This is a genomic window from Embleya hyalina (assembly GCF_003967355.1).
Classification (GTDB): domain Bacteria; phylum Actinomycetota; class Actinomycetes; order Streptomycetales; family Streptomycetaceae; genus Embleya; species Embleya hyalina.
In genome coordinates this window covers 39,449-59,801 of sequence record NZ_BIFH01000059.1, presented here as the reverse complement: position 1 = coordinate 59,801, position 20,353 = coordinate 39,449, and the positions used below count along the sequence as shown (strand labels likewise).

Below are 20,353 nucleotides of genomic sequence, written 5' to 3'. Positions count from 1 at the left end.
GTGGCCGTGGACGGGGTCACGACGCCTGCCCACCCGGTCGTACGGCTGTCCGTTGAGGACGCCTACGTCGACGCCGAGAGCGGCAGTCACCGCCGTCACGCGACGGCGACAGGGGCGGCGGCGGTGGACGGAGTCGGCGTGAGCAGGCGCTGGGGCGTCGTCTCCAGCACCGTGCGCACCGCCTCGTCGCCCAGGCGGCGGCGCAGGCGGGGGACGAAGTCGCGGCCCAGGACGTCCATGCCCGGTCCGCCGCCGTACGAGGTGAGCATGGATCGGCGGCCGACGTCCGTGCCCAGGCACACGTGGTCGAGGCCGTCGTGAGCGGCGATCGTCTCCAGCAGGTCGAGCACGACCGCGTCGGGGCGGTACTTGATCCGGCCGATCGTGTCGTAGACGAGGTGGGCGCCCCGGGCGATCAGGTCGAGGTGCAGCTCGGGGTCGGGGTTGCGGTCGGTGTGCGCCAACAGCACACGTCCGGCGGGGATTCCGTGCTCGGCGAGCAGGTCCAGGGCGGTGAACGCGGCCGTGCCGACCTCGGTGTGCACCGCGATCGGGACGCCGGTGGCGCGCGCGGCCTCCGCCCCGGCCGCGAACCAGCGCCGCTCGACGCCCTTGATGTGCTGGTAGGAGGCGCCCAGTTTGATGATCCCGGCGCGGTGCGTGGTGGGCTCGGGGTGGGGGAAGGTCCAGTCGTGCCGGTCGATGCCGACGGTGAGGTCGTCGAGCAGGATCGACAACAGGGTCTCCTCGTCCGCATCCCGGGCCCAGTGGTCTTCGCGATAGTGGGCGGCCCGGTGGTAGCCGGTCGCGGCCACCACGTGCACGCCGCTGCGCCGGGCCGCGTCGGCCAGTTCGAGCGGCCGGCGGCCCAGGCCCACCGGGGTCAGGTCGACCACCGTGCGGATCCCGGAGGCCGACACGGCCGACAGTTCGGCGGCTGCCTTGTCCGGGTCGAGGAACTCTTCCCCCGGGTTGACCGGCGTGCGCAGGAAGACGTGTTCGTGCGCGTCGACGGTGCCGAGGTCGTGGGCCGGTACGGGGCCGAGAACGGTTTCGACGGTCGTGTCGGTCATGGGGACTCCTCGGCGTGCGTGGCCAAACCTCAGGTCAGTTCGATGTGGAACACGAAGCGCGCACCCGCGTATCGGGATTCGGTGCGCTCGATGGGGTCGCCCGAAGCGGTGCCGACCAACCTGCGTTCGACGAACACCGGGGCACCGGGCGCGATGTGCAACAACCTCGCGTCCTCCGCGTCGGCGATGGCGGCGACCTGGGTGCCGGTCGCGCGCACGGGCGCCAAGCCGTGGTCGGTCAGCGCGCGGTGCAGCGAGCCCTCGGCCAGGTCGACGTCGAGCAGCCACGCGCAGTGGGGTGGCAGTGCGACGTCCTCGATTGCCATGGGTTCGCCGCCGGCCCGGCGGATCCGGCGCACCTGCACGACGTTCGACTTCGGCGGCAGGCGCAGTTCGGCCACCTCGTCCGGGGTACCGGGGCGCAGTCGGGCGGCCAGGACCTCGGATGACACGGTCATCCCGCGCAGGGCCATCTCCTCGGTGAACGAGCGCAGACGCCCCATCTGTCGGTGCACCCGCGGCTCGCCGACGAACGTCCCGACACCGGAGACCCGATAGATGGCCCCCTCGGCGACCAGACGTTGCGTCGCCTGTCGCACCGTCATGCGGCTGACCCGAAACAGTTCGCACAACTCCGCGTCGGATTCGAGCGGGTCGCCCGGGCGCAGTCCCGCGATCCGGCTCCGAATGTGCCGTTCCACCGCCTCGTGACGAGGCATGCCACCACGGGCCATCTTCACTCTCTCATGTCTAGACCGGTATGGCCATGGAGTCTAGGTCATCTCGATGGTGACGTCCACGACCGAACAATCGGTGCGCATCACGGCCGTTGACCACTGGAGATCGAGCGGATACGGTGCATTCCCGATTACCTGTCTAGACGGGTAGTACTGGTGTAGCGCCGGTCTCATTCCCGTGAGCGACCGCCCCGAACCGAAGGGCCGTGCCATGCCTTCCTGGATTCGCTCCGCCGTCGACATCGTCGAGCGGCTCGCACAGTCACAAGCCGAGGCCATCGAGGCCGCGGCCCGGATCGCCGCGCGCGCCATCGCGGCCGACGGCGTCGTGTACACCTTCGGGACGGGTCACTCCCGCATCCCGGTGGAGGAGTTCTTCCCGCGCTACGGCTCCTATCCCGGGTTCCAGCCGATCGCCGAACTGTCGATGACCTTCCACACCCAGGTGGTCGGCGCGAACGGACAGCGCCAGGCGATGTTCATCGAACGCACCGAGGGCCTGGCCGACCGGATCCTGGACAACTTCCGACTCCGCCCCTGTGACGCCATGTTCATCTTCAGCGTCAGCGGCCTGAACGCCGTCCCCATCGAGATGGCGATGGGCGCGCGCCGGGCCGGACTTCCGGTGATCGTGGCCACCTCGCGCGCCGAGACCGACGCCGGGGAGTCCCGCCACTCCGGCGGCACCCGGCTGCGCGACCACGCCGACGTCGTGATCGACCTCGGCTCACCCGTCGGCGACGCCATCTGCGCGGTGCCGGGCCTGGACGTGCCCGTGGGGCCGGTGAGCACCTTCACCGCCGTCGCCGTGGTCAACGAGGTCAAGGTTCGGGTCGCCGAACTCCTCGCCGCCGAGGCGGCCATGCCGTCGGTCGTCACCAGCGCCCGTCTGGTCGGCGCCGAGCGCAGCGAGGACCTGTTCGAGGACGCCTACCTGGACTTCGCCCGCCGGGCCGCCTCGACGCTGCGCACCTCGGGTGGACCGCGATGAGGCGTCTGCTGGTCGCGGGCGCGCACGGCGGCATCGGCGCCGCCTGCGTCCGGGCCGCGCGGGCCGCCGGCGCCGGGGTGTTCGGCGTCGACCGGCACGACCACGACGTGACCGTGTCGACCGGCGCGGACGACGCGGTGGCCGCCGCGGTCGGCGCGCTCGGCGGACTCGACGGCATCGTGCACGCGGTCGGCATGTCCGGCCGCCGACTGGGCGACGGGCCGATCACCGAGTGCACCGACGAGGCGTGGCACGAGGTGTTGCGGGTCGACCTCGACTCGGTGTTCCACCTGCTGCGCGCCGGGATGCGGGCGATGACCGACGGCGGGTCGATCGTGGTGATCGGCTCGGCGCTGGCCGGCACCTTCGACGAGGACTTCCACACCGCGGCCTACACCACCGCCAAGGGCGCGTTGATTCCCCTCGTTCGCTCCGCCGCGTTCGCCGGGGCGCCGCGCGGCGTACGCGTCAACCTGGTCGCCGCCGGCCTGGTCGACACGCCCATGGCCGCGCGCGCCATGGGCGACCCCGTGATCCAAGGGCGGATGCCCCGCCTCATGCCGCTCGGTGCCCGGGCCTGCACGCCGGACGAAGTGGCCGACGCCGTCGTGTGGTTGTTGTCCGACGCCGCGGCGCGTACCACCGGATCGGTGCTCCCCGTCGACGGAGGGTGGCAGTTGCGATGACTCTCGTCCCCTTCGACCCGGTCCGGGTCACTCCCGAGGAAGCGGGCCGCTACCCGTTGCTGTGGGACGGCGACGTCGCGGTGATCGGCGGCGGGTCCGCCGGCGCCGCGGCCGCCGTCGCCGCGGCCCGACACGGCCGCGGCACCCTCCTGGTGGAGAGCGCGGCCTGCCTCGGAGGCACCGGAACCGCGGTGCTCGACACCTTCTACGGGCTGTACGCCCCTGGCGGCGCCGAACGTGTCGTCGGCGGCATCGCGTGGGAGGTCTGCCGCGCGCTGACCGACCGCGACGCCGCGTTCGAGCGCCTCAACACCTACGGCGCCGGCACCGGTGTCACCTACGACCCCGAGGTGCTCAAGGTCGTCTGGGACGAACTCGCTCGCGGAGCCGGCGTCGCGGTGCTCCTGCACGCCCGCGCCTCGCGCGTGGTGATGGACGGCGACACCGTGTGCGGCGTGCTGATCGAGACCGTCGCCGGCCCCGGCCACATCCGCGCCCGGGTCGTCGTCGACGCCACCGGTGACGCCGACATCGCCTGGCGTGCCGGTTGCGCGCTGGAACGGCCGCGGGCCGACCGGGTCGTGCAACCGCTCACCCAGACCTTCCGGCTCGCCGGCGTCGACCCCGTCCGCACCACCACCGCCGAACTGCACCGGCTCATGCGCGAACACGGCGACAGCGGCGCCTACGACCTGCCACGACGGGAGGGTTCGGCGCACCGCACCACCGCGCCGGGTGTCGTGCACACCAATCTGACGCGCGTACACGGGGTGGACCCGACCGACCCGTGGCAACTGTCCGAGGCCGAGGCGGAGGGTCGCCGACAAAGCGTCGAGTACGTGCGCTTCCTCACCGAACGGGTCCCCGGCTACGAGCGGGCGTTCCTGGCCGGGGCCGCGCCGCGTATCGGAGTCAGGGAGAGCCGGCGGCTGATCGGCGAGTACGTGCTCACCCGTGACGACGTGTTGTCCGCGCGGGAGTTCGACGACGCCGTCGCGCGGTGCGGCGCGCCGATCGAGGACCACGCGGCGGGCCGGGACACGATCTGGCGCTACGTCGGCTCCGGCGATACAACCCCGACCGGACGTTCCTACGGGGTGCCGTTCCGCTGTCTGGTGCCCCGCCGTGTCGACGGGCTCCTGGTCGCGGGCCGCTGCCTGTCGGCCACCCACGACGCGCACGCCTCGGTGCGTTCGATGGGTCAGTGCATGGCCATGGGGCAGGCCGCCGGCACCGCCGCCGCACAGGCGGCGGCCGGCGGGACCCGGGTGCGTTCGGTCGACATGGCCACGCTGCGGGAACGCCTCGTCGTCGACGGCGCGCTGCTGTGAGCCCGCGATGACCACGATCGGCCGTGAGCGGGACGCGGAGCGGGCCGAGCGGCCCGAGCGGGCCGGCCCCGCCCGGCACACCGCCACCGCCGTGCTCGGCGTGGATGTCGGCGGCACCGACATCAAGTGGGTGCGCTGGGCGAACGCGTCGGTGGTGAACGAGGGTTCGCTGCCGACGCCGCGCTTGGGGCCGGACTCGGTGGTGACGGCCATCGCGCACCTGGTCGGGACGCAGCCGCCGGTCGGGGCGCTGGGCGTGGCGGTGCCCGGGCATCTGGGGCGGGACGGCCGGTCCACGCGTCTGGTGCCGAACGTGCCCGGGGAGTGGGCCGGGTATCCGCTGGCGGACCGGCTGCGGGACGTCACCGAGGTCCCGACGGCGCTGCTGAACGACGCTCGCGCCTTCGCGCGCGCCGAACTGGCCCTGGGCGCGGCCCGGGACCGGTCGGAGGCGGTGTTCGTGACGATGGGCACCGGCATCGGCGGCGCCCTCGCGTTGGGTGGCGCCGTGCTGCGCGGCCCGGGCGACCGGCTCGGTGAGATCGGGCACATGCCGGCCGTCGCGGACGGCACGCCGTGCGGCTGCGGGGCACGCGGCTGCCTGGAGACCGTCGCCGGGGGACGTGCGCTGGCCCGGGCATGGGACCGGGAGGGAGGCTCGGCCGCGCCGGACACGGCCGTGTCCGGGGCCGCGCACCTGGTCGCCGCCGCCCGGGTGGGCGATCCCGGCGCGCTGCGGATCCTGGCCGACGCGGGTGATGCGCTGGGGCGGGTGCTCGGTGGTGCGCTCGCGTTGCTCGGCTTTCGTACCGTCGTGATCGGAGGGGGAGTGGCACCCGCGTTCGAGTTCATGCGAGCCGAGACCGCGCGGGCGTTGACCGGCCGCGGGCCGTTGGTGGGTTGGGTGGATCTGCGGCTCGCCGCGCTCGGGACGCGAGCGGGCGCCGTCGGCGCCGCCCTGGAGGCAGCCTCGCTCGCGTGCTCGGCGTCGCCGTACTCGACCGGTGCCGCCGACGGCTGAGCACGCCGCGCGCCCGGTCCGAACCGGATGGGAAACACATACCGCGGACCCGGCGCGCTCGTGTCGCTGCGGCCGTCGACGCTCACCGAGGGTTGCCGACCGACCGCTCGCCGGCTCCCGGAGCGCGACGCTGTGTGCCCGTGGGTAACGCGCCGTTCGTCGGCTGCGAAGTGTCGAATGTGTGTCTGCGCCGTGCTTGACCTGCGCCGCCCGGGGCCCGGCAAGATGACCGCAGGCACGAGGTACCGCCGCCTGCCCCGACGGCGGTCGGCTACGTCGCGTGAGGAGCTGGTGGTGCGAGGCTTGCTGCTGAGGCTGTCCGCATTGGACCCGAACGCGGAGAGCGCGGTCCGGGTCATCGAGTTCTTCGACCGACTCGTGGAGAACCGGGCGAGCGTGCAGGCGCTGGTACGGGCCGCCGCGAATTTGGCGGAGTGCCCGGCCGGATTCCGGGATCCGCACGGCGGCGCCGCGGTCAGGTTCGACGAGCATGGACGTCCGCTCTCCGGGGCCCTGGGGGTGGCCTCACTGGAGCGCGAATTCGGTTCCACCTCGGACGAACGCGGCACGGTATGGCTGGAGCGTCCCGCGCTCCCCTCCGCGCTGGACGAACTGCTCCTGGAGCGGATGGCCGTCGCCGCCGATGTGATCTGGGACCGGATGGATCGCGGGCGACCGCGGGCTCTGGGGGGCGAGGAACTGTTGCCGCTGCTGCTCGGCGGCCGGGCCTCCGAGCGGGACGCCCGACGGGCGGCGGAACTGCTGGGTTTCCCGCGCGACCAGGAACTGACGGTCGCCGCGATCCGGGTGCCGAAGTCGGTCGCAGAGACGGCCCGGGGTCTGGGTGCCGCCGCCGGTCGGGTGGGCGGCAGCCTGGTGCGCGGCGGCGTGGTCGAGGGGGAGATCGCCCTGGTGTCGGCGTCGCCGCTGACCCCGAACGGGATCGGCGGGACGTTGGAGGGATCCGCCTTCGCCGGTCTGGGCACCCCCCGACCGCCGGCCCGCTGCGCGGAATCGTGGGAACAGGCGCGCACCGCGCTGCGCTTCGCCCGTGCGGGCGGACGCGGTGCCGTCGTCGCCTACGCCGACCTGGGGCCGCTGGCCCTGCTGGCGCAGATCCCCACCGGGGAGAGCATGCGCGAGCCGGACGTGGCGGCCGTGGGCCGGTTGATGGCCACGGAGACCGGTCGCGAGGAACTGGCCGCTGTGGTCAGCGTGTGCCGCACCGGCTCGCTCCGGCGCGCGGCGGTCGACCTGCACCTGCACCACAGTTCGCTGTCGCACCGGGTGCGCAAGGCCGAGCAGGCGCTCGGCTATTCGCTGGAGACGCCCGAGTCGCTGAGTCGCGCGCAATTGGCGGTCCAGTTGTGGCGGTTGGGGCACCTGGAGGACTGACTCGCCAGTTGGCGAACCGTCGCGTCATCGGCGGCCATGCGTCGGATGAGGAAGCCGTCCCTCCGTTTCTACGCTGATGGCCCGACGCTCCACCCGGGCGTCGCGGACATCAGGAGAATCGAGGAGGTTCGCTGATGACGCACATGACGCACGCCGCGAGAACGACGCGCAGAGCACGCCTGGCCCCCATCGCGCTGGTCACCGCCGGACTGCTGGCCGCGAGCGCGTGCGGTGACGGTGGCGGTTCGAGCAGCACGTCGTCCGGACACCGCAAGGTCAAGACCATCACCTACGTGAACCCGCTGCCGTCGTATCCCGACTTCAACATCGCGGGCAAGTGTTTCGAGGCCGAGGCCCGCAAGCAGGGCTGGAAGCCGGTCCAGGTCGGCATCAGCGGGACCGCGGTCGACAACCAGGGCTCGATCAACCAGATCACCCAGGCACTGGCGAGCGGCACCGACGCGCTGGTGGTGGTGCCGGTGGTCGACAAACTGTTCACTCCGGTGATCAAGCAGGCCAGAGGCAAGGGCGTATACGTGGTCGGCCTCAACGCGGGCGACGCGAACACCGGACAACAGACCCAGGTCGGCACCGTGCACCGGCGCATGGGCGCCGTGATGGCGGACGGTCTGGGCGCCAAGTATCCGGACGCGCGGGTGGCGTTCCTGTCCGTGTCGGCCGGCACCGTCTCGCACGCCGATCAGATCGCCGGCTTCAAGGCCCAGGCCGCCGCGAAGTACCCGGGCATGAAGTTCGTCGCCAACGAGTACGACAACGGCGATGCCACGAAGGACGTGGACATCATCGGCAACATGCTCACCGCGCACCCCGACATCACCGCGATCTTCACCCCCGCCGGCGCCGCGCTGCCCGCCGCGATCACCGCGGTACGCGAACACGGCATGAGCGACAAGGTCGCCATCGTCGGACTGGACCTGACCGACGACCACCGCAAGGCGGTCGAACAGGGCCAGATCCACGGACTCGGCATCCAGGGCTGGTGCGAGATGGGCACCCGATCCGTCCAAGCCGTCCGCGACCTGGAGCAGGGCAAGGCGATCCCCCCGAACATCGACACGGGCGCCACGTTCGTCACGAAGGAAACCCTGCCCGCCCAGTGACCCCCGTCGACGCCCCCGCGTCGCACCGGGCCCGTGGAAGCGGAGACCACGCATGACAACCACCACGCACCGACCCACCCTGGAACTCAGGGGCATCACCAAGAGATTCGGGCACGTCACCGCGCTCGACGACGTGCACCTGCAGGCCCGACCCGGCGAGATCCTCGCCCTCCTGGGCGACAACGGAGCGGGCAAGTCCACCCTGGTGAAGGTCATGTCCGGGCTGTACGCACCGGACGAGGGCGAGATCCGACTCGCCGGCGACCCCCGGCGCTTCGCCACCCCCGCCCAGGCCCGCTCGGCCGGCATCGCCACCGTCCACCAGGATCTCGCCCTCGTCGAGTGCCTGGACGTGGCCACCAACCTGTTCCTGGGCCGCTTCCCCCGCCGCGGCCTGTTCGTCGACCGCGCCCGCATGGAACGCGAGACCGAGGAGTTCCTGCGGTCCCTCGACGTGACCGTCTCCTCCGTGCGCACCGAGATCGGCATGCTCTCCGGCGGCCAGCGCCAGATCGTCGCCATCGCCCGGGCCCTGAAGACCGGCGCGGACACCGTCCTGCTCGACGAACCGACCGCCGCGCTCGGCGTCCGCGAGACCGCCCAGGCCGCCGACCTGATCCGCCGGCTCCGCGACCAGGGCAAGGCCGTGATCGTGGTCAGCCACGACATGCAACTCGTCTTCGACACAGCCGATCGCGTGCAGGTGATGCGACTGGGCCGAGTCGCGGGTGTGCGAACCGTCGCGGAAACCGATCGGGACGAGGTGGTCGCGCTGATCACCGGTTCGAGGAGGGACACATGAGCACCGTGACCGTACGCGCCGTGCTGCGCACCGGGTCCGGCCGCGCCGCACGACTGCTCACCGGCCCCCAGGCCGGTGTGTTCGCCGCCATCGTCGTGCTGCTGGCGATCACCCAGGCGCGCAACCCCGTGGCGTTGCAGAGCGACAACCTGATCGAGATCCTGCGGTCCACCGTCACCTACTTCATCGCCGGCTGCGGCGCCACCATGCTGCTGGTCGGCGGCGGCCTGGACCTGTCCATCGGATCGGTCTTCGCCGCGGGCGCCGTCGCCGCCGGCATGCTGATGAACCATGGCGTGCCCTGGCCTGCCGCGATCGTGCTCGGCGTAGCCGTCGGCGGACTGCTCGGCGCGCTGAACGCGTTCCTGGTGATCGTTGCCCAAGTGCCGCCGTTCATCACCACACTCGGCTCGTTCTTCGCCGTCAACGGCCTGGTCACGGTGCTCACCGAAGGCAATCCCCTGTTCGATTTCCCCGAGGGTTTCGGCCGCGCCGGCCAGGGCGAGATCGGCGGTATTCCCTACCTCGTCGTCTACGCCGTGGTCGCGGGTGTGTTGTGCCACCTGGTCCTGGAGAAGACCAGGTTCGGCTACGACACCCGCGCCATCGGCGGCAACGAATCCGCCGCACTGGCGAACGGTGTCGCGGTCGACCGGGTCAAGACCTGGCTCTATGTGATCAGCGGCGGCACCGCCGCGCTGTGCGGCATCCTGCTCGCCGCCCGGCTGTCCAGCGCCGACCCCAACTCCGGCGGATCGTCCTTCGCGTTCCAGGTGTTGGCGGCGACCATCATCGGCGGCACCAGTCTGTTCGGCGGGGTCGGCTCGGTCGGCGGCACGGCCCTCGGCGCCCTGCTGTTCTCGGTCCTGGCCAACACGCTGGTGCTGACCCGGGTCAACCCGCTGTGGCAGAACGTCGCCACCGGCACGGTGCTGGTCCTGGCGGTCATGGTCGACCAGGCCCGACGCCGCCGCCGCTTCCGCACCGGGCGGTCCGGATGACCCGCGGATCCCGAACGACCGCCGCGCCGTCCGTCGACGACCCCACGCAACACCCCACACCCGCCCGGAGGAAGACCAGGATGGATCCCGAAATCGCCGCCGCACTGGCCCTGTTGGAAGCCGTCGACCCCTACGACCTGGCCGCGCACCGCGCACTGCAACGCCGCCAGTACGCGGCCGCGCAACCGCTGCGGGACCCCGCCGTCGACGTCGACCACCTCGAACCCGACGGCGCCGGCGGACCACCCGTGCGGCTGCGCACCTACCGCAACCTCGCCACCACCGAACCCGCGCCCCTGGTCGTCTGGCTGCACGGCGGCGGATTCGCCCTCGGTTTCTGCGAGATCGACGACGACCTGTGCACGTGGCTCGCCGCCCAGGTCGGCTGCCACATCATCGCCCCCGAATACCGCCTCGCCCCCGAACACCCCTTCCCGGCCGGATTCGACGATGCTTACCGCACCCTCGAATGGGCCGTCGCCCACGCGGACGAACTCGGCGTCGACACCGGTGCCGTCGTGGTGGCGGGCGCCAGCGCCGGCGGCGCCCTGGCCGCGGCGGTGTGCCAGCGGGCCAGGGACGAAGGCGGGCCCGCCATCCGCTTCCAACTGCTGATGTACCCGGTCATCGACGACCGGATGGACACCCACTCGATGGACCACTACACCGACACCCCCATCTTCGACCGCTCCCAGGCCGAACTGATGTGGCACCGCTACCTCGGCGACGAGCGCACCACCGTCTCCCCGTACGCCGCCCCCGGCCGCGCCGAGGACCTGTCGGGCCTGCCCCCGGCGTACGTACTGACCGTCGAGCTCGACCCGCTGCGCGACGAGGGCCTCGACTACGCGCTCCGGATGATCCGCGAGGGCGTCAAGGTGGAGATCCGCCACCTGCCCGACGCGTTCCACGGCTTCGACGGCGTCAGCCCGTCCGCGTCCCTCAGCCAGCGCCTGCACGCCGACTTCGCCGCCGTCCTGCGCGGCGCCGTACAGCGCTGACCCACGGCAACACGAACACCAGGCGAGCGAGGCCGGCGGACCACGGGGGTGCCCGCCGACCTCGCTCCCGCCCACGCCGTCCCGGCCGGTTGGGGGGAGCCGAACCCACGGTGTGCCGGGTGCCCGGTCGGCGAAGCGGATCGGAGAGCCTGGCGCGGCTGTCGTATGGGCAGGCCCGTGCCCTCCTCGACGAGCACACCACCGTGCGCGGCGACAGCAGACGATGAGGCACACGTGGTTCGTCGCAGGAGGATGCCCGCCGTCAGGTCGCCTCCGGCCCGAACCGGCGCTTGTATGCCGACGGTGTGATGCCGGTCTCGCGGCGCATCAGCGTGCGCAGATTGGCAGCGGTGCCAAGCCCGCTGCGTCGCGCGACCAGCTCGAACCGGGACTCACCTCGCTCGATCAACCGGCACGCCAGAGCAAGCCGTTCCCCCGTCAGCCACGCCAACGGCGTCGTGCCCAGTTGCGCCCGAAAGCGGCGATGCAAAGTCGCCGGACTGACCGCCGCACGCATCGCAAGGTCCGACACGGCAAGCGGTGAGTCCAACCGTTCCTGAGCCCAGGCCAGGACAGGCGCCAGAGACTCGTCCGGCAGGTCGGGCATGGGACGTTCCACGAACTGCCGCTGCCCACCGTCCCGGTGCGCCGCGAAGACCAGCCGCCGGCTCACAGAGTTGGCGACCTCAGCGCCGTGGTCGCGGCGAACCACATGCAACCCGAGATCGAGCGCAGCTGCACTCCCTGCCGCGGTGAGGATGTCACCGTCATCCACGAACAGCACGTCTGCTTCGAGGCGGACAGAGGGGAAGCGGGCCCGGAAGGAATCCGCCCACTGCCAGTGCGCGGCGGCCCGGCGCCCGTCGAGGACTCCGGCCTCGGCCAGGGTGAAGGCGCCGCTGCAGAAGCCGATCAGGCGCGCACCGCGGGCGTGTGCCCGGCGGACGGCATCGAGCACGGCGGGACGGCGAGGCACGTCGGTGTCCGGGCGATTGGGGACGATCAAGGTGTCCGCCGCGTCGGCCGCTTCCAGGTCGGCGACTCCCGTGAGCGTGAAGAATCCGTCCCGCATCAGGGTGCGGGGCTGGGGGGGAACAGAGCCTGAAGTCGTAGAGATCACGGCCGATCTCCGGTCTGCGCAGACCGAAGACCTCGGTCGCGCAGCCGAGCTCGAAGGGGTTCGAGTTCTCGTCCACGATCACGACGACTCGGTGTACGCCCGCCGCGTGGGCTGCGTGCGAGGATTCTTTCGCCATGTGCAATTCCTAGCACTCGCGGTGGCATGCGGAACGGCTCAGGATGAGCCCATGCGCAGCGAACCCATCCCCCTCGGCAAGGCTCTGGCCTCCTTCGATGCCCTGTGGAGCCCCCGCATCGTCACGCGCGTCAATAACTATGACGTCCGCATCGCCAAGGTCGAGGGCGAACACATCTGGCACGTCCACGACGACACGGATGAGTTCTTCCTGGTACTCGACGGCGAACTGCACATCTCCCTACGCGAGCCCGACGGGGAGCGCACGGTCCTGCTCCCGCAGGGGGCGGTCTTCACCGTCCCCCGAGGCACAGAGCACAAGCCGTACGCTCCGTCCGGCGCCGCAATCCTCATGTTCGAGCCCACCGGGACACCGACTGTGGGCGATCGCCACGACGAGATCCCAGAGCATGTCGACTCAACGACCGGACACACACTCGGCACCTGACCCGACAGGCTTCGGATACGCCACTGCCCATGGCGTAGTCCGACACCGGGTCGGTTGGGTTCACCGACTGCACGGCGAGAGCGGCGCGGAACTCGATCCCCGTCGGTGTCCGGGTCGCGCAGGGGGCGCATTCCGCCGGGCAGGTCGGAGCTGGAAGGAGTACCGGCCGAGCACATCGATGTGATGTCGCGCGAACGGGGAGAGCCGGGAGACGACCTCGTCTCGGACCTCGAAGCCGTCGCTCCGGAGCTGCGTGACGGCGGCGTCCATGTAGCGGATGTTGAACAGTACGAGGGCGTTGAGAACCAGGCCCAGCACGCCGATCCGGTCTTCCATGCCGTCCTGATAGCGCTGGTAGAGCTGCCCGGGCCGGCCGTGGAAGATCTTCCGGGCGAGGGAGTGGCGGCCTTCCTGGAGGTTGGGCCGGCTCTTGATCTGCCGCCGGTGGCCGGGCTCGTCGGCCAGGCGCAGGATGTGCAGGGTCTTGGCGATCCGCCCGTAGTGGGCGATAGCATCGCCGAGCGGGGTGGGTCGGCCGTCACGGGACAGCATCCGGATCACGTCGTACGCGCGAACGGCGCCGGTGTGGATGGAGCCGATGATCCGACGAACGCCCTCCCAGTGGCGTTCGATCCCGGCGAGGTCGACCCGGCCGCGGCAGGCGCGCGGTGAGAAGCCGCGAGTGCGACGCCACCGAGCCGATCCGAGCAGGACACCATGCCCACAGTGCGAGCCGAATACCCGGACCGACTCCGCCGGCACCTCACGGCGAACCCGCTCGCACCCGACGGCGCATGGCTGTTGCCGGCGAGACGGCTCGCACAGGCCTGGCCGGGCGCGGCAACCCTGACCTCGGCTGTTCATCGGCCGACGGTCATCGAGGCGATCACCCGGGCGGGTCTACCGGATCCGGCGGACGTACACGAGTCGCCCCGCACCGCCGAGGAACCGAGTCGGGGCTACGCGGCGGCAGCCGTGCTCCTGGCGGTCGCCGCCACCCTGTGGTCCCCGCACAACCCCAGACCCCACCTACGCAACGGCCCATCCGTCGGCCACGCGCTCGCCAAGGTGCCACAACGACATTTGAACGACGACACATTGCAGCGCCTGCTCCATCTACTGCTCCGAGAACGCCCCGATGGACTCGCCGAACTCGTCCGGTACCTTCCGTACAGCCCGGTCGCACGCGTCGACCTCATGAGCGTCGTGGCGCCCGCCTATCTCATGGCGGCTCCACCCGACCCGCGGGAGCGCGCGGACCCGTACCCCGACCGTGATGCCTGGCAGATCTTTCGCGACGACGTCCGCGACCTTCGCCCCGGCCTCGGCATCGGCGACCACGGCGGCCCGTACCTGGGTCCGCGCAACCCGAACCCGCACCCACACCTGAGACGATCGCCGCGCCTGGAACACGCCCCCACCCCTCCCACCCACCGCACGCGGTAGTCGTGCTCGATCCGCCACCGGATCTTCGCCAACCGCACCACCTCCGCCGTCGACGTCTCCTCCGGCAGGTCGTCGGCGACCGTGTGGCCGGGGATCGTCATGTCCATCGGCGCGGCGAGAGCTTCCTCGGCGACAAGATCGGCTTTTTTACCCCGGCGGGCATGGACCGACCCGTACACGCGTTCTGCGTCGTCGCCGTCGACCCGATCTTCCACCGGGTCCGGTGGAAACGGCTCCGAGCGGCGGGCGGGCGATCCGATACCGGGCATGTCGACGTCGATCGATGACAGGCGCGATGTCCACCAAGCGGTTTGCTTCGGCAGCGGCGCGTCGCTCGTACGCGGCCACCGGAACTTCCCTGGGCCGAGTCCGATCGTCGTGTGGTCGGCCCGAAGGAAGACTGCGGGTCCACGTCCTTCAGTCCAGGGTGCCGAGTATCGTTTCGGCGATGCCCTGGTGCCCGCGTGCGTTGGGATGCATGGGGGCGGCGTCGGCTGCGGGATCGGCGCCCTCGACCCATTTGGTGTCGACCGGCCGGCAGACGTCGTGCCCGAGGCTTGGTGTGTAGATGTCCGCGTACTCCGCGCCCGCAGCCTTGGCGCGTGTGGCCAGGACGTTGTTGATGTCCGGTACGAGATCACGCAGGTAGCCGATATCACCCGGCGCGAACGGCGCATCGCCGGGGCAGACGGGGCCGGACTCGGGCAGGATCGACGGGTAGCCGACGACCAGGATGCGCGCTGTGGGCGCACGTCGTTTGATCGCGTCGAGGGTGCCCGCGATTCGAGGTCCCAATTCCTCGATCCTGCGGGCCAACTCGTCGTGACCGTCGGCGGTGAAGAAGTTCTTGCACGGGCTCAACGACCGGTTCAGCGCTTTCTCTCCGCAGGTGCGCAGCACTTCGGTGAACCCGAAGTCGTTGCCGCCGATGCCGAGGATGACGAACCCGGTGTCGGCGCGCAGTGCGTCCAGTTGTGGTGGCGGTGACCCGGCCACCTTCTGCGGCGCGGCCATGTCGACCGTGGTGGCTCCGCTGCAGGTCACGTCCACGAAGTCGACGATGCCTATGCGCTGGGCCACCAGATGCGCGTAGTTCGCCTGCGAACGGCTGCACCCGGCGGGCGCGTCGGCCACGAGCGGCGGGATCTTCACCCCCGCCGCGTAGGAATCCCCCAACGCCACATAGGTCGTCTTCGCGGTCACCGGTACCCGTGAGAGCGTGGGTGCGACGGTTTGGACGGGCTTGTTCGCGTCGGGCTTGGACCCGGGATCCTTGACCGACGAACACGAGGTCGTCACGGTCAGGGCGAGCAGGGCGCTCACCCCGGCCACCATCGATCGCCGCACTGCCACGCCGAACACTCTTCTCCGGAGACCAACTCTTGGTTTCGACACGCCACTTGGCAACCTGGCGGCGGGTACCGCAGACACTATCCGGGTGGGGGAGCGTCGGCTTGTACGGACACGACGGGCCGGAAACGGCCCAGGGCTCGCACCATGTCGTTTCAGGCCGGCACGTCCAACTGGCGACCGATGATGTGGGCGAGGACACCGGACGGCGCGTCCTGGGCCTGCCGCATCTCGACGCAGACCCGCTGTGGACGGGCGGGACGCCGGCGGCCGGAGGCGGGGCGGGCCAGGTTGTGCGGATGCGCGCCTCTGTCGTCGAGGCCCGGCGCCAGGGCGACGGCGTCGAGCACGTCGGGCGAGACGTTGCGGCCCGACCCCGTTCGAGGCATGCGTGGTAGTCGACGCTGACCCCGGCCAACAGGGCGAGTTCCTCCCGACGCAACCCCCGCACCCGACGCGGACCGCCACCGAAGTCGGGAATGCCCATGTCCTGCGGACGCAGCCGCGCGTAGGTCCCGCGACTATGTCTGCCGCGCCGTGGGCCTGCGCCCTGGCTTTGTTACTGAGGGCGGGAGTCGTTTCGATGTGTCTGTGGGAGTCGGCTTCCGACCGAGTTTGCGGTGTCCGTTTGTTTTGACGTCACCTGGTGCCTTGCGGTGGGACGGTGGAGTGGGCTTCTGCCGTGGGAGGCCGGATGGGGAAGTCGCAGTCGAGGGTCGACCTATACGCCGCGATCCGGCGAGATCATCGCCAAAGCGGTTTGTCGCAGCGGGCTTTGCAACGGAAGTACAACGTCACCTGGCGGACGGTGCGGCGGGCGTTGGACGGGCAGTGGCCCGGTGAGCGGAAGGCGCCGCGACGCCGGGAGACGCGGCTTGACCCTTACAAGCCCCTGATCGACGGCATGCTCCGGGCGGACTTGGACGCACCTCCGAAGCAGCGTCACACCGCGAAGCGGATCTTCGACCGACTGGCGGACGAGCACGACGCCGACGACATCTCGTACGCCATGGTGCGCGCCCATGTGAAAGACCGACGGGCGGAGGTGCGGCGGGAGGCCGGGCTGGGCCCGCAGGCGCTGTTCGTGCCCCAGACGCACCTGCCCGGGGCCGAGACGGAGGTGGACTTCGGTGAGGTCCAGGTCGTGTTCGCCGGCACGGTGACGCGGGCCTACCTGTTCTCGCTGCGGTTGTCGTACTCCGGCAAGGCGGTGCACCGGGTGTTCGCCACCGCCGGGCAGGAGGCGTTCTCCGAGGGCCACGCCCATGAACTCGGCTACATGGAACCCGACCGCCGCGGAGCCGAACTGCCGTTCCAGGTGCTGACCGAACGCGAGGAGAAGAACAGCGTCGCCATCGCCTCGAACGAGTCGTTCAGCGGCTGGACGAAGACCTTCACCGACCCGCGGCTCTGCGCAGCCATCGTCGACCGGCTCACGTTCAACGGCGCAATCATCCAGACCGGCACCCAGTCCTACCGCCTCGCCCATATCGAAGCCCAAGCCGGACGCACCGCGACCGGGTAGCCCGAACGATCAGGATGGACGGGTCGGAACACGCGGCGCCCGCACAGGCGCGCCCAGAATCCGGGCAGGATGGTGCACACGCCGCGACTCGAGCAGTCCGGTGGTTCGTTCGCCTTGCCAAGGAGGTCTTGAGCCCTATGCGCTTCACGCAAGTCAGCGTCGGCCGCACGTTCGGCATCGCCCTTGACGAGGGCGAAGATTTCCTTCCCCAACTCGTCGCCTTCTGCACCGAGCACGGCATTCGCGCCGGATATCTGCCCATGTTCCTGGGCGGCCTTCGCCACGTCCGGCTCGTCGGCACCTGCGAGCGCATGGACAACCCGGACGCACCCGTATGGTCAGCCGCCGAATACGAACTGGTCGAGGCCCTCGGCTGCGGAACCATCGCCTGGGGACGAAGAAGCGAACACCGTCGCGCCCCACATCCACGTGGCCGAGGGCCTGAAGGGCCAAGCCGCCGAAGGCAAGACCAGCCACCTCCTCGCCGGAACCGTCCAGTTCATCCACGAACTGCTGCTCGTCGAAGTCCTCGAACCCGCCATGACACGCCCCAAGCTCGGCCCCCCACCGAGTGCCGACACTGCAATTCGGCGCACAGGGCGCCTCCGCATAGGAGTGCACTCGTCTGCGGTGGACCAGGCGATGGTTTCCCACGCCCGACAGACACCACAGCGAGCAAGTTAGTTATCGCGAACACCACGTTGCGGGGGCCGGGCAGTACCCAGCCCCCGCAACGTTGGTCAGGGACTGACATCAATTCACACTGACGTTGGTCTTGCTTCGGTGCCGCAGGTGACTCCCGAACTCGCGTCGAAATGACTTCCACGGAACGTGACGCGGTCATGTGCCCCGCAGGCCGTCGTTGCCCCGGCGCTCGCTCCCACGACCCGGTCGATGATCGCGAGCAAATCCGTTCCGACCGGTGAGCCGGCCAGGAGTTCGGGGGAGTGGTGCAGGGCTGTGAGGGCTTGGCGGCAGGAGTAGTGCGTGAGCACGTCCTCGCGGGGCACACCGGTGATGACGCATCCGAACCCGCGGGGACTTCCACGGGCGGGCACCCGCGCACCTCCTGGAAATCGCGGGCAACGCCCCCGAGCGGCTGATCCTCTCCCGCGGCCACGGAATCAACCTGGACCCTGCTCGGCCTGGACGGCCTGGTCCTGGACCCCCGGGCAGCCCTGCACGTCACGGTCCTGACGGCGGCCCGCAGGCACGACGCCGACATCGCCGCGATGACCACCACGTCGGGTGCCGGCGCCCATGTCGCGGCCCACGGGCGGCACTTCGCCCGACACGACGGGACACGCCTGGTGTACGCCGTCCACGGGCACGTCCCGTACGACGACACGAACCACCTGTCCGAGCTGTACCGGATCCACCACGTCGACCCGGCGATCCGCAATCTGTTCGCGAACCGGTTCCTGCCGTTGTGCTCGCTGCACGAGAAGTCCGGCCTCCGAACCGCCCAACTCGCGGGCCTGCTGAAGTTCCCGCGCCGCGCCACGCTCGCCGGGACGCCTGTACCGCGGAGCACAGTCCTCGAGCAAGTGCGGACGGCGGTCCGGGCCGGCGACGCGCGCTGGGTCATGGACGTCCGTGTGCTGCCTCATCTCTTCCCACCGACACCGACAGTCCCGAGCCGCACGGACGGATGATTCGAACCTCGACCGGGGTGCACGTCGGCGAACAGAGGGCCCTCACAAGCGCTGCCGCGCTTGTGAGGGCCCTCTAGGGTCGGGTCGTATCGGGACACTCGCGTCCTCGGGACGGGTCATCGCGATGGGTGGTCCTGCAGCGGGCGGTTCGGCGTTCGGTGCAGATGGGATGACATGGTCGGCCGCGTGGGGATCGCGTGCGGGTGTGCATCCGACACAGGTCATAGGGCATTTCGACCGGGGCGACCCTCAAACGCCGCGCGATGCGGGTGTCCTCCTCGTCGTGTCGGCCTTTGCGGGCGGCGCGTTCACGAAGGGCTCGGGCCTCCGCGGGTGTGAGTGGCACACCCGCTTTGCCCCATCGGCTTCGCTCGCTCACGCTCGCCGCCCCGGGGCCGTGCCGTCGCGCGCGCTGCGCCCAGGCGTGGGTCGGGGGAACTCGTCCCATGTCCTGCCGTCGAGGTCGCGGCCGGCTCTGCCTTCAGCCGCTGGTCGTGGTGGCGTGGAGGGTCACGCGGCGGGGCTGGATGGTGATGGTGTCGAGCACGACATGGTCGGCGTGATGGAACCAGAGATCCTGAAGGAGAGCGTCAGCCACGGGAGTTCATCATCGCGGTTCCGGTGACGCTCCGTGGCCCTGGCATCAAAAGTGATCCAGAACCAGTTTTTTCAGAGAGCGTTGACAGCCTCGGGTGATGCGGTGGGGAGCAGCCGTTCGGCGAGCGACGCGCTCGCCTGCGATGCCGTGTCGACGTCGATGGTGCCGCTCGCCCGGCCCGGCAGGTTGGTGCCCGTGGCACGCCAGCGCAAGGGCAGTGATCGTGGAGCGGGTACCCGGGCGGTGATGGTCACCGGCTCGAGGTCGACGGTGTCGAAGGCCCGCACGGATACGGGGGAGAAGACGATCTCGACATCGCCGTCGTGCTCGTCGATCTCGGGGGCACGCGGATCGGGGAAGCGGTATGCCAAGGCGCCGAGGTCGCGTGGCGACCACGTCGCGCCTTCTCGCGTCATCCATTCCGGGACCGGCGACGGCAGCAGATTCCTGCGACGTGGGCCGTAGGCGCGCGGCGGGTCGGGAAACGCCGCGACCGGCGGCGCATCGGCGGGGAGGGCGACCACGGTCCCCTCCTTCGCGACGGTGACCATGACCTGGACACCCTCGACGTAGTGCTTGCCCGTGTTCACCAGCCGAAACCGCAACGTCGGCCCGGAGACGAGCAGCCCGCGGGCCTCGCGCACGAACTTCTCCCGGCAGTCGGCGAGGTGGGCCTCGACCTCGGCACGGTACTCCGCGGGTGACCGCGGATCGGGCTCCGTCGTGGTGAACGCCAGGGACACGTACGTCCGGCGCACGCGCTCGCCGATGCCGCGCAACTCGGCGACGTACCGGAGCTCCTCGGCCGTCCAGGTCTCCCCGGCGCGTTCCCGGGCGTCCAACTCCGCCCCTCCTCGAGAGTCCTCGCGCCTTCGCCCGACTCGGCAATCACCGTGTCCACCTCGGGGAGCGTCGAT

The 20,353-nt window shown here is 70.8% G+C and carries 18 protein-coding genes and 3 pseudogenes; 14 read left to right on the top strand and 7 right to left on the bottom strand.

Going from position 1 to position 20,353, the window contains the following annotated elements:
- Positions 1–95 precede the first annotated feature (95 nt).
- Positions 96–1,073, bottom strand: a complete 978-nt coding sequence (locus tag EMA17_RS49215) for a phosphotriesterase family protein (RefSeq protein ID WP_126643728.1) — start codon at positions 1,071–1,073, stop codon at positions 96–98.
- A gap of 29 nt (positions 1,074–1,102) precedes the next feature.
- Positions 1,103–1,792, bottom strand: coding sequence for a GntR family transcriptional regulator (locus EMA17_RS49210; protein WP_160161864.1), 690 nt, complete (start codon positions 1,790–1,792; stop codon positions 1,103–1,105).
- A gap of 229 nt (positions 1,793–2,021) precedes the next feature.
- Between EMA17_RS49210 and EMA17_RS49205 the strand changes: the two genes are divergently transcribed.
- From EMA17_RS49205 to EMA17_RS49165, 9 genes are all read left to right on the top strand, one after another.
- Positions 2,022–2,801 (top strand): sugar isomerase domain-containing protein, encoded by a 780-nt coding sequence (locus tag EMA17_RS49205; RefSeq protein ID WP_126643726.1) that lies wholly within the window; start codon positions 2,022–2,024, stop codon positions 2,799–2,801.
- On the top strand, positions 2,798–3,487 hold the full coding sequence (locus tag EMA17_RS49200) for an SDR family oxidoreductase (RefSeq protein WP_126643725.1): 690 nt from the start codon (positions 2,798–2,800) through the stop codon (positions 3,485–3,487). The genes EMA17_RS49205 and EMA17_RS49200 overlap by 4 nt, the downstream gene beginning before the upstream one ends.
- Complete coding sequence (locus EMA17_RS49195) at positions 3,484–4,818, top strand: FAD-dependent oxidoreductase (protein ID WP_126643724.1); 1,335 nt, start codon at positions 3,484–3,486, stop codon at positions 4,816–4,818. Before EMA17_RS49200 ends, EMA17_RS49195 begins: the two co-directional genes overlap by 4 nt.
- Positions 4,819–4,825: 7 nt before the next feature.
- Positions 4,826–5,839 carry an ROK family protein gene (locus EMA17_RS49190; protein ID WP_126643723.1) on the top strand — a complete coding sequence of 338 codons (1,014 nt, stop codon included), beginning with the start codon at positions 4,826–4,828 and terminating at the stop codon, positions 5,837–5,839.
- Positions 5,840–6,133: 294 nt separating this feature from the next.
- Entirely contained in the window at positions 6,134–7,234 is a 1,101-nt protein-coding gene (locus tag EMA17_RS49185; RefSeq protein WP_160161863.1) for a helix-turn-helix domain-containing protein, read from the top strand.
- 134 nt (positions 7,235–7,368) lie between these two features.
- Positions 7,369–8,355: a sugar ABC transporter substrate-binding protein gene (locus tag EMA17_RS49180; protein WP_126643721.1), complete on the top strand. Its 987-nt coding sequence runs from the start codon at positions 7,369–7,371 to the stop codon at positions 8,353–8,355.
- Between the two features lie 52 nt (positions 8,356–8,407).
- The gene (locus tag EMA17_RS49175) at positions 8,408–9,157 is read left to right on the top strand and encodes an ATP-binding cassette domain-containing protein (protein WP_126643720.1); all 750 of its coding nucleotides are present in this window, start codon (positions 8,408–8,410) and stop codon (positions 9,155–9,157) included.
- Complete coding sequence (locus EMA17_RS49170) at positions 9,154–10,158, top strand: ABC transporter permease (RefSeq protein ID WP_126643719.1); 1,005 nt, start codon at positions 9,154–9,156, stop codon at positions 10,156–10,158. Before EMA17_RS49175 ends, EMA17_RS49170 begins: the two co-directional genes overlap by 4 nt.
- A gap of 80 nt (positions 10,159–10,238) precedes the next feature.
- Complete coding sequence (locus EMA17_RS49165; protein WP_246127407.1) at positions 10,239–11,159, top strand: alpha/beta hydrolase; 921 nt, start codon at positions 10,239–10,241, stop codon at positions 11,157–11,159.
- A 262-nt stretch (positions 11,160–11,421) separates the two neighbouring features.
- Here the strand turns inward: EMA17_RS49165 and EMA17_RS49160 are convergent.
- Positions 11,422–12,415 (bottom strand): annotated as a pseudogene (locus EMA17_RS49160) (GlxA family transcriptional regulator).
- Positions 12,416–12,466: 51 nt separating this feature from the next.
- Between EMA17_RS49160 and EMA17_RS49155 the strand changes: the two are divergent.
- Positions 12,467–12,862 carry a cupin domain-containing protein gene (locus tag EMA17_RS49155; protein WP_126643717.1) on the top strand — a complete coding sequence of 132 codons (396 nt, stop codon included), beginning with the start codon at positions 12,467–12,469 and terminating at the stop codon, positions 12,860–12,862.
- Between the two features lie 95 nt (positions 12,863–12,957).
- Here the strand turns inward: EMA17_RS49155 and EMA17_RS49150 are convergent.
- Positions 12,958–13,525, bottom strand: a pseudogene (locus EMA17_RS49150) (Tn3 family transposase); the annotation flags it as partial.
- Between the two features lie 54 nt (positions 13,526–13,579).
- Here EMA17_RS49150 and EMA17_RS56270 point away from each other — a divergent pair.
- Positions 13,580–14,308: a hypothetical protein gene (locus EMA17_RS56270; RefSeq protein ID WP_170222382.1), complete on the top strand. Its 729-nt coding sequence runs from the start codon at positions 13,580–13,582 to the stop codon at positions 14,306–14,308.
- Positions 14,309–14,725: 417 nt separating this feature from the next.
- Here the strand turns inward: EMA17_RS56270 and EMA17_RS49135 are convergent, their stop codons facing one another.
- Both EMA17_RS49135 and EMA17_RS55880 read right to left on the bottom strand, forming a co-directional pair.
- Positions 14,726–15,661: an SGNH/GDSL hydrolase family protein gene (locus EMA17_RS49135; protein WP_246127401.1), complete on the bottom strand. Its 936-nt coding sequence runs from the start codon at positions 15,659–15,661 to the stop codon at positions 14,726–14,728.
- A 152-nt stretch (positions 15,662–15,813) separates the two neighbouring features.
- A complete protein-coding gene (locus tag EMA17_RS55880) occupies positions 15,814–16,047 on the bottom strand; it encodes a hypothetical protein (protein WP_126643715.1) in 234 nt (77 codons plus the stop codon).
- Positions 16,048–16,925: 878 nt separating this feature from the next.
- Between EMA17_RS55880 and EMA17_RS49125 the strand changes: the two are divergent.
- From EMA17_RS49125 to EMA17_RS49110, 3 genes and pseudogenes are all read left to right on the top strand, one after another.
- Positions 16,926–17,183: pseudogene (locus EMA17_RS49125) on the top strand (ATP-binding protein); the annotation flags it as partial.
- 14 nt (positions 17,184–17,197) lie between these two features.
- Positions 17,198–17,950 (top strand): PCC domain-containing protein, encoded by a 753-nt coding sequence (locus EMA17_RS56265; RefSeq protein ID WP_371863257.1) that lies wholly within the window; start codon positions 17,198–17,200, stop codon positions 17,948–17,950.
- Positions 17,951–18,415: 465 nt separating this feature from the next.
- The gene (locus tag EMA17_RS49110) at positions 18,416–18,838 is read left to right on the top strand and encodes a hypothetical protein (protein WP_126643713.1); all 423 of its coding nucleotides are present in this window, start codon (positions 18,416–18,418) and stop codon (positions 18,836–18,838) included.
- A gap of 669 nt (positions 18,839–19,507) precedes the next feature.
- Here EMA17_RS49110 and EMA17_RS49105 read toward each other — a convergent pair.
- Positions 19,508–20,278 (bottom strand): hypothetical protein, encoded by a 771-nt coding sequence (locus tag EMA17_RS49105; protein ID WP_126643712.1) that lies wholly within the window; start codon positions 20,276–20,278, stop codon positions 19,508–19,510.
- Between the last annotated feature and the right edge of the window lie 75 nt (positions 20,279–20,353).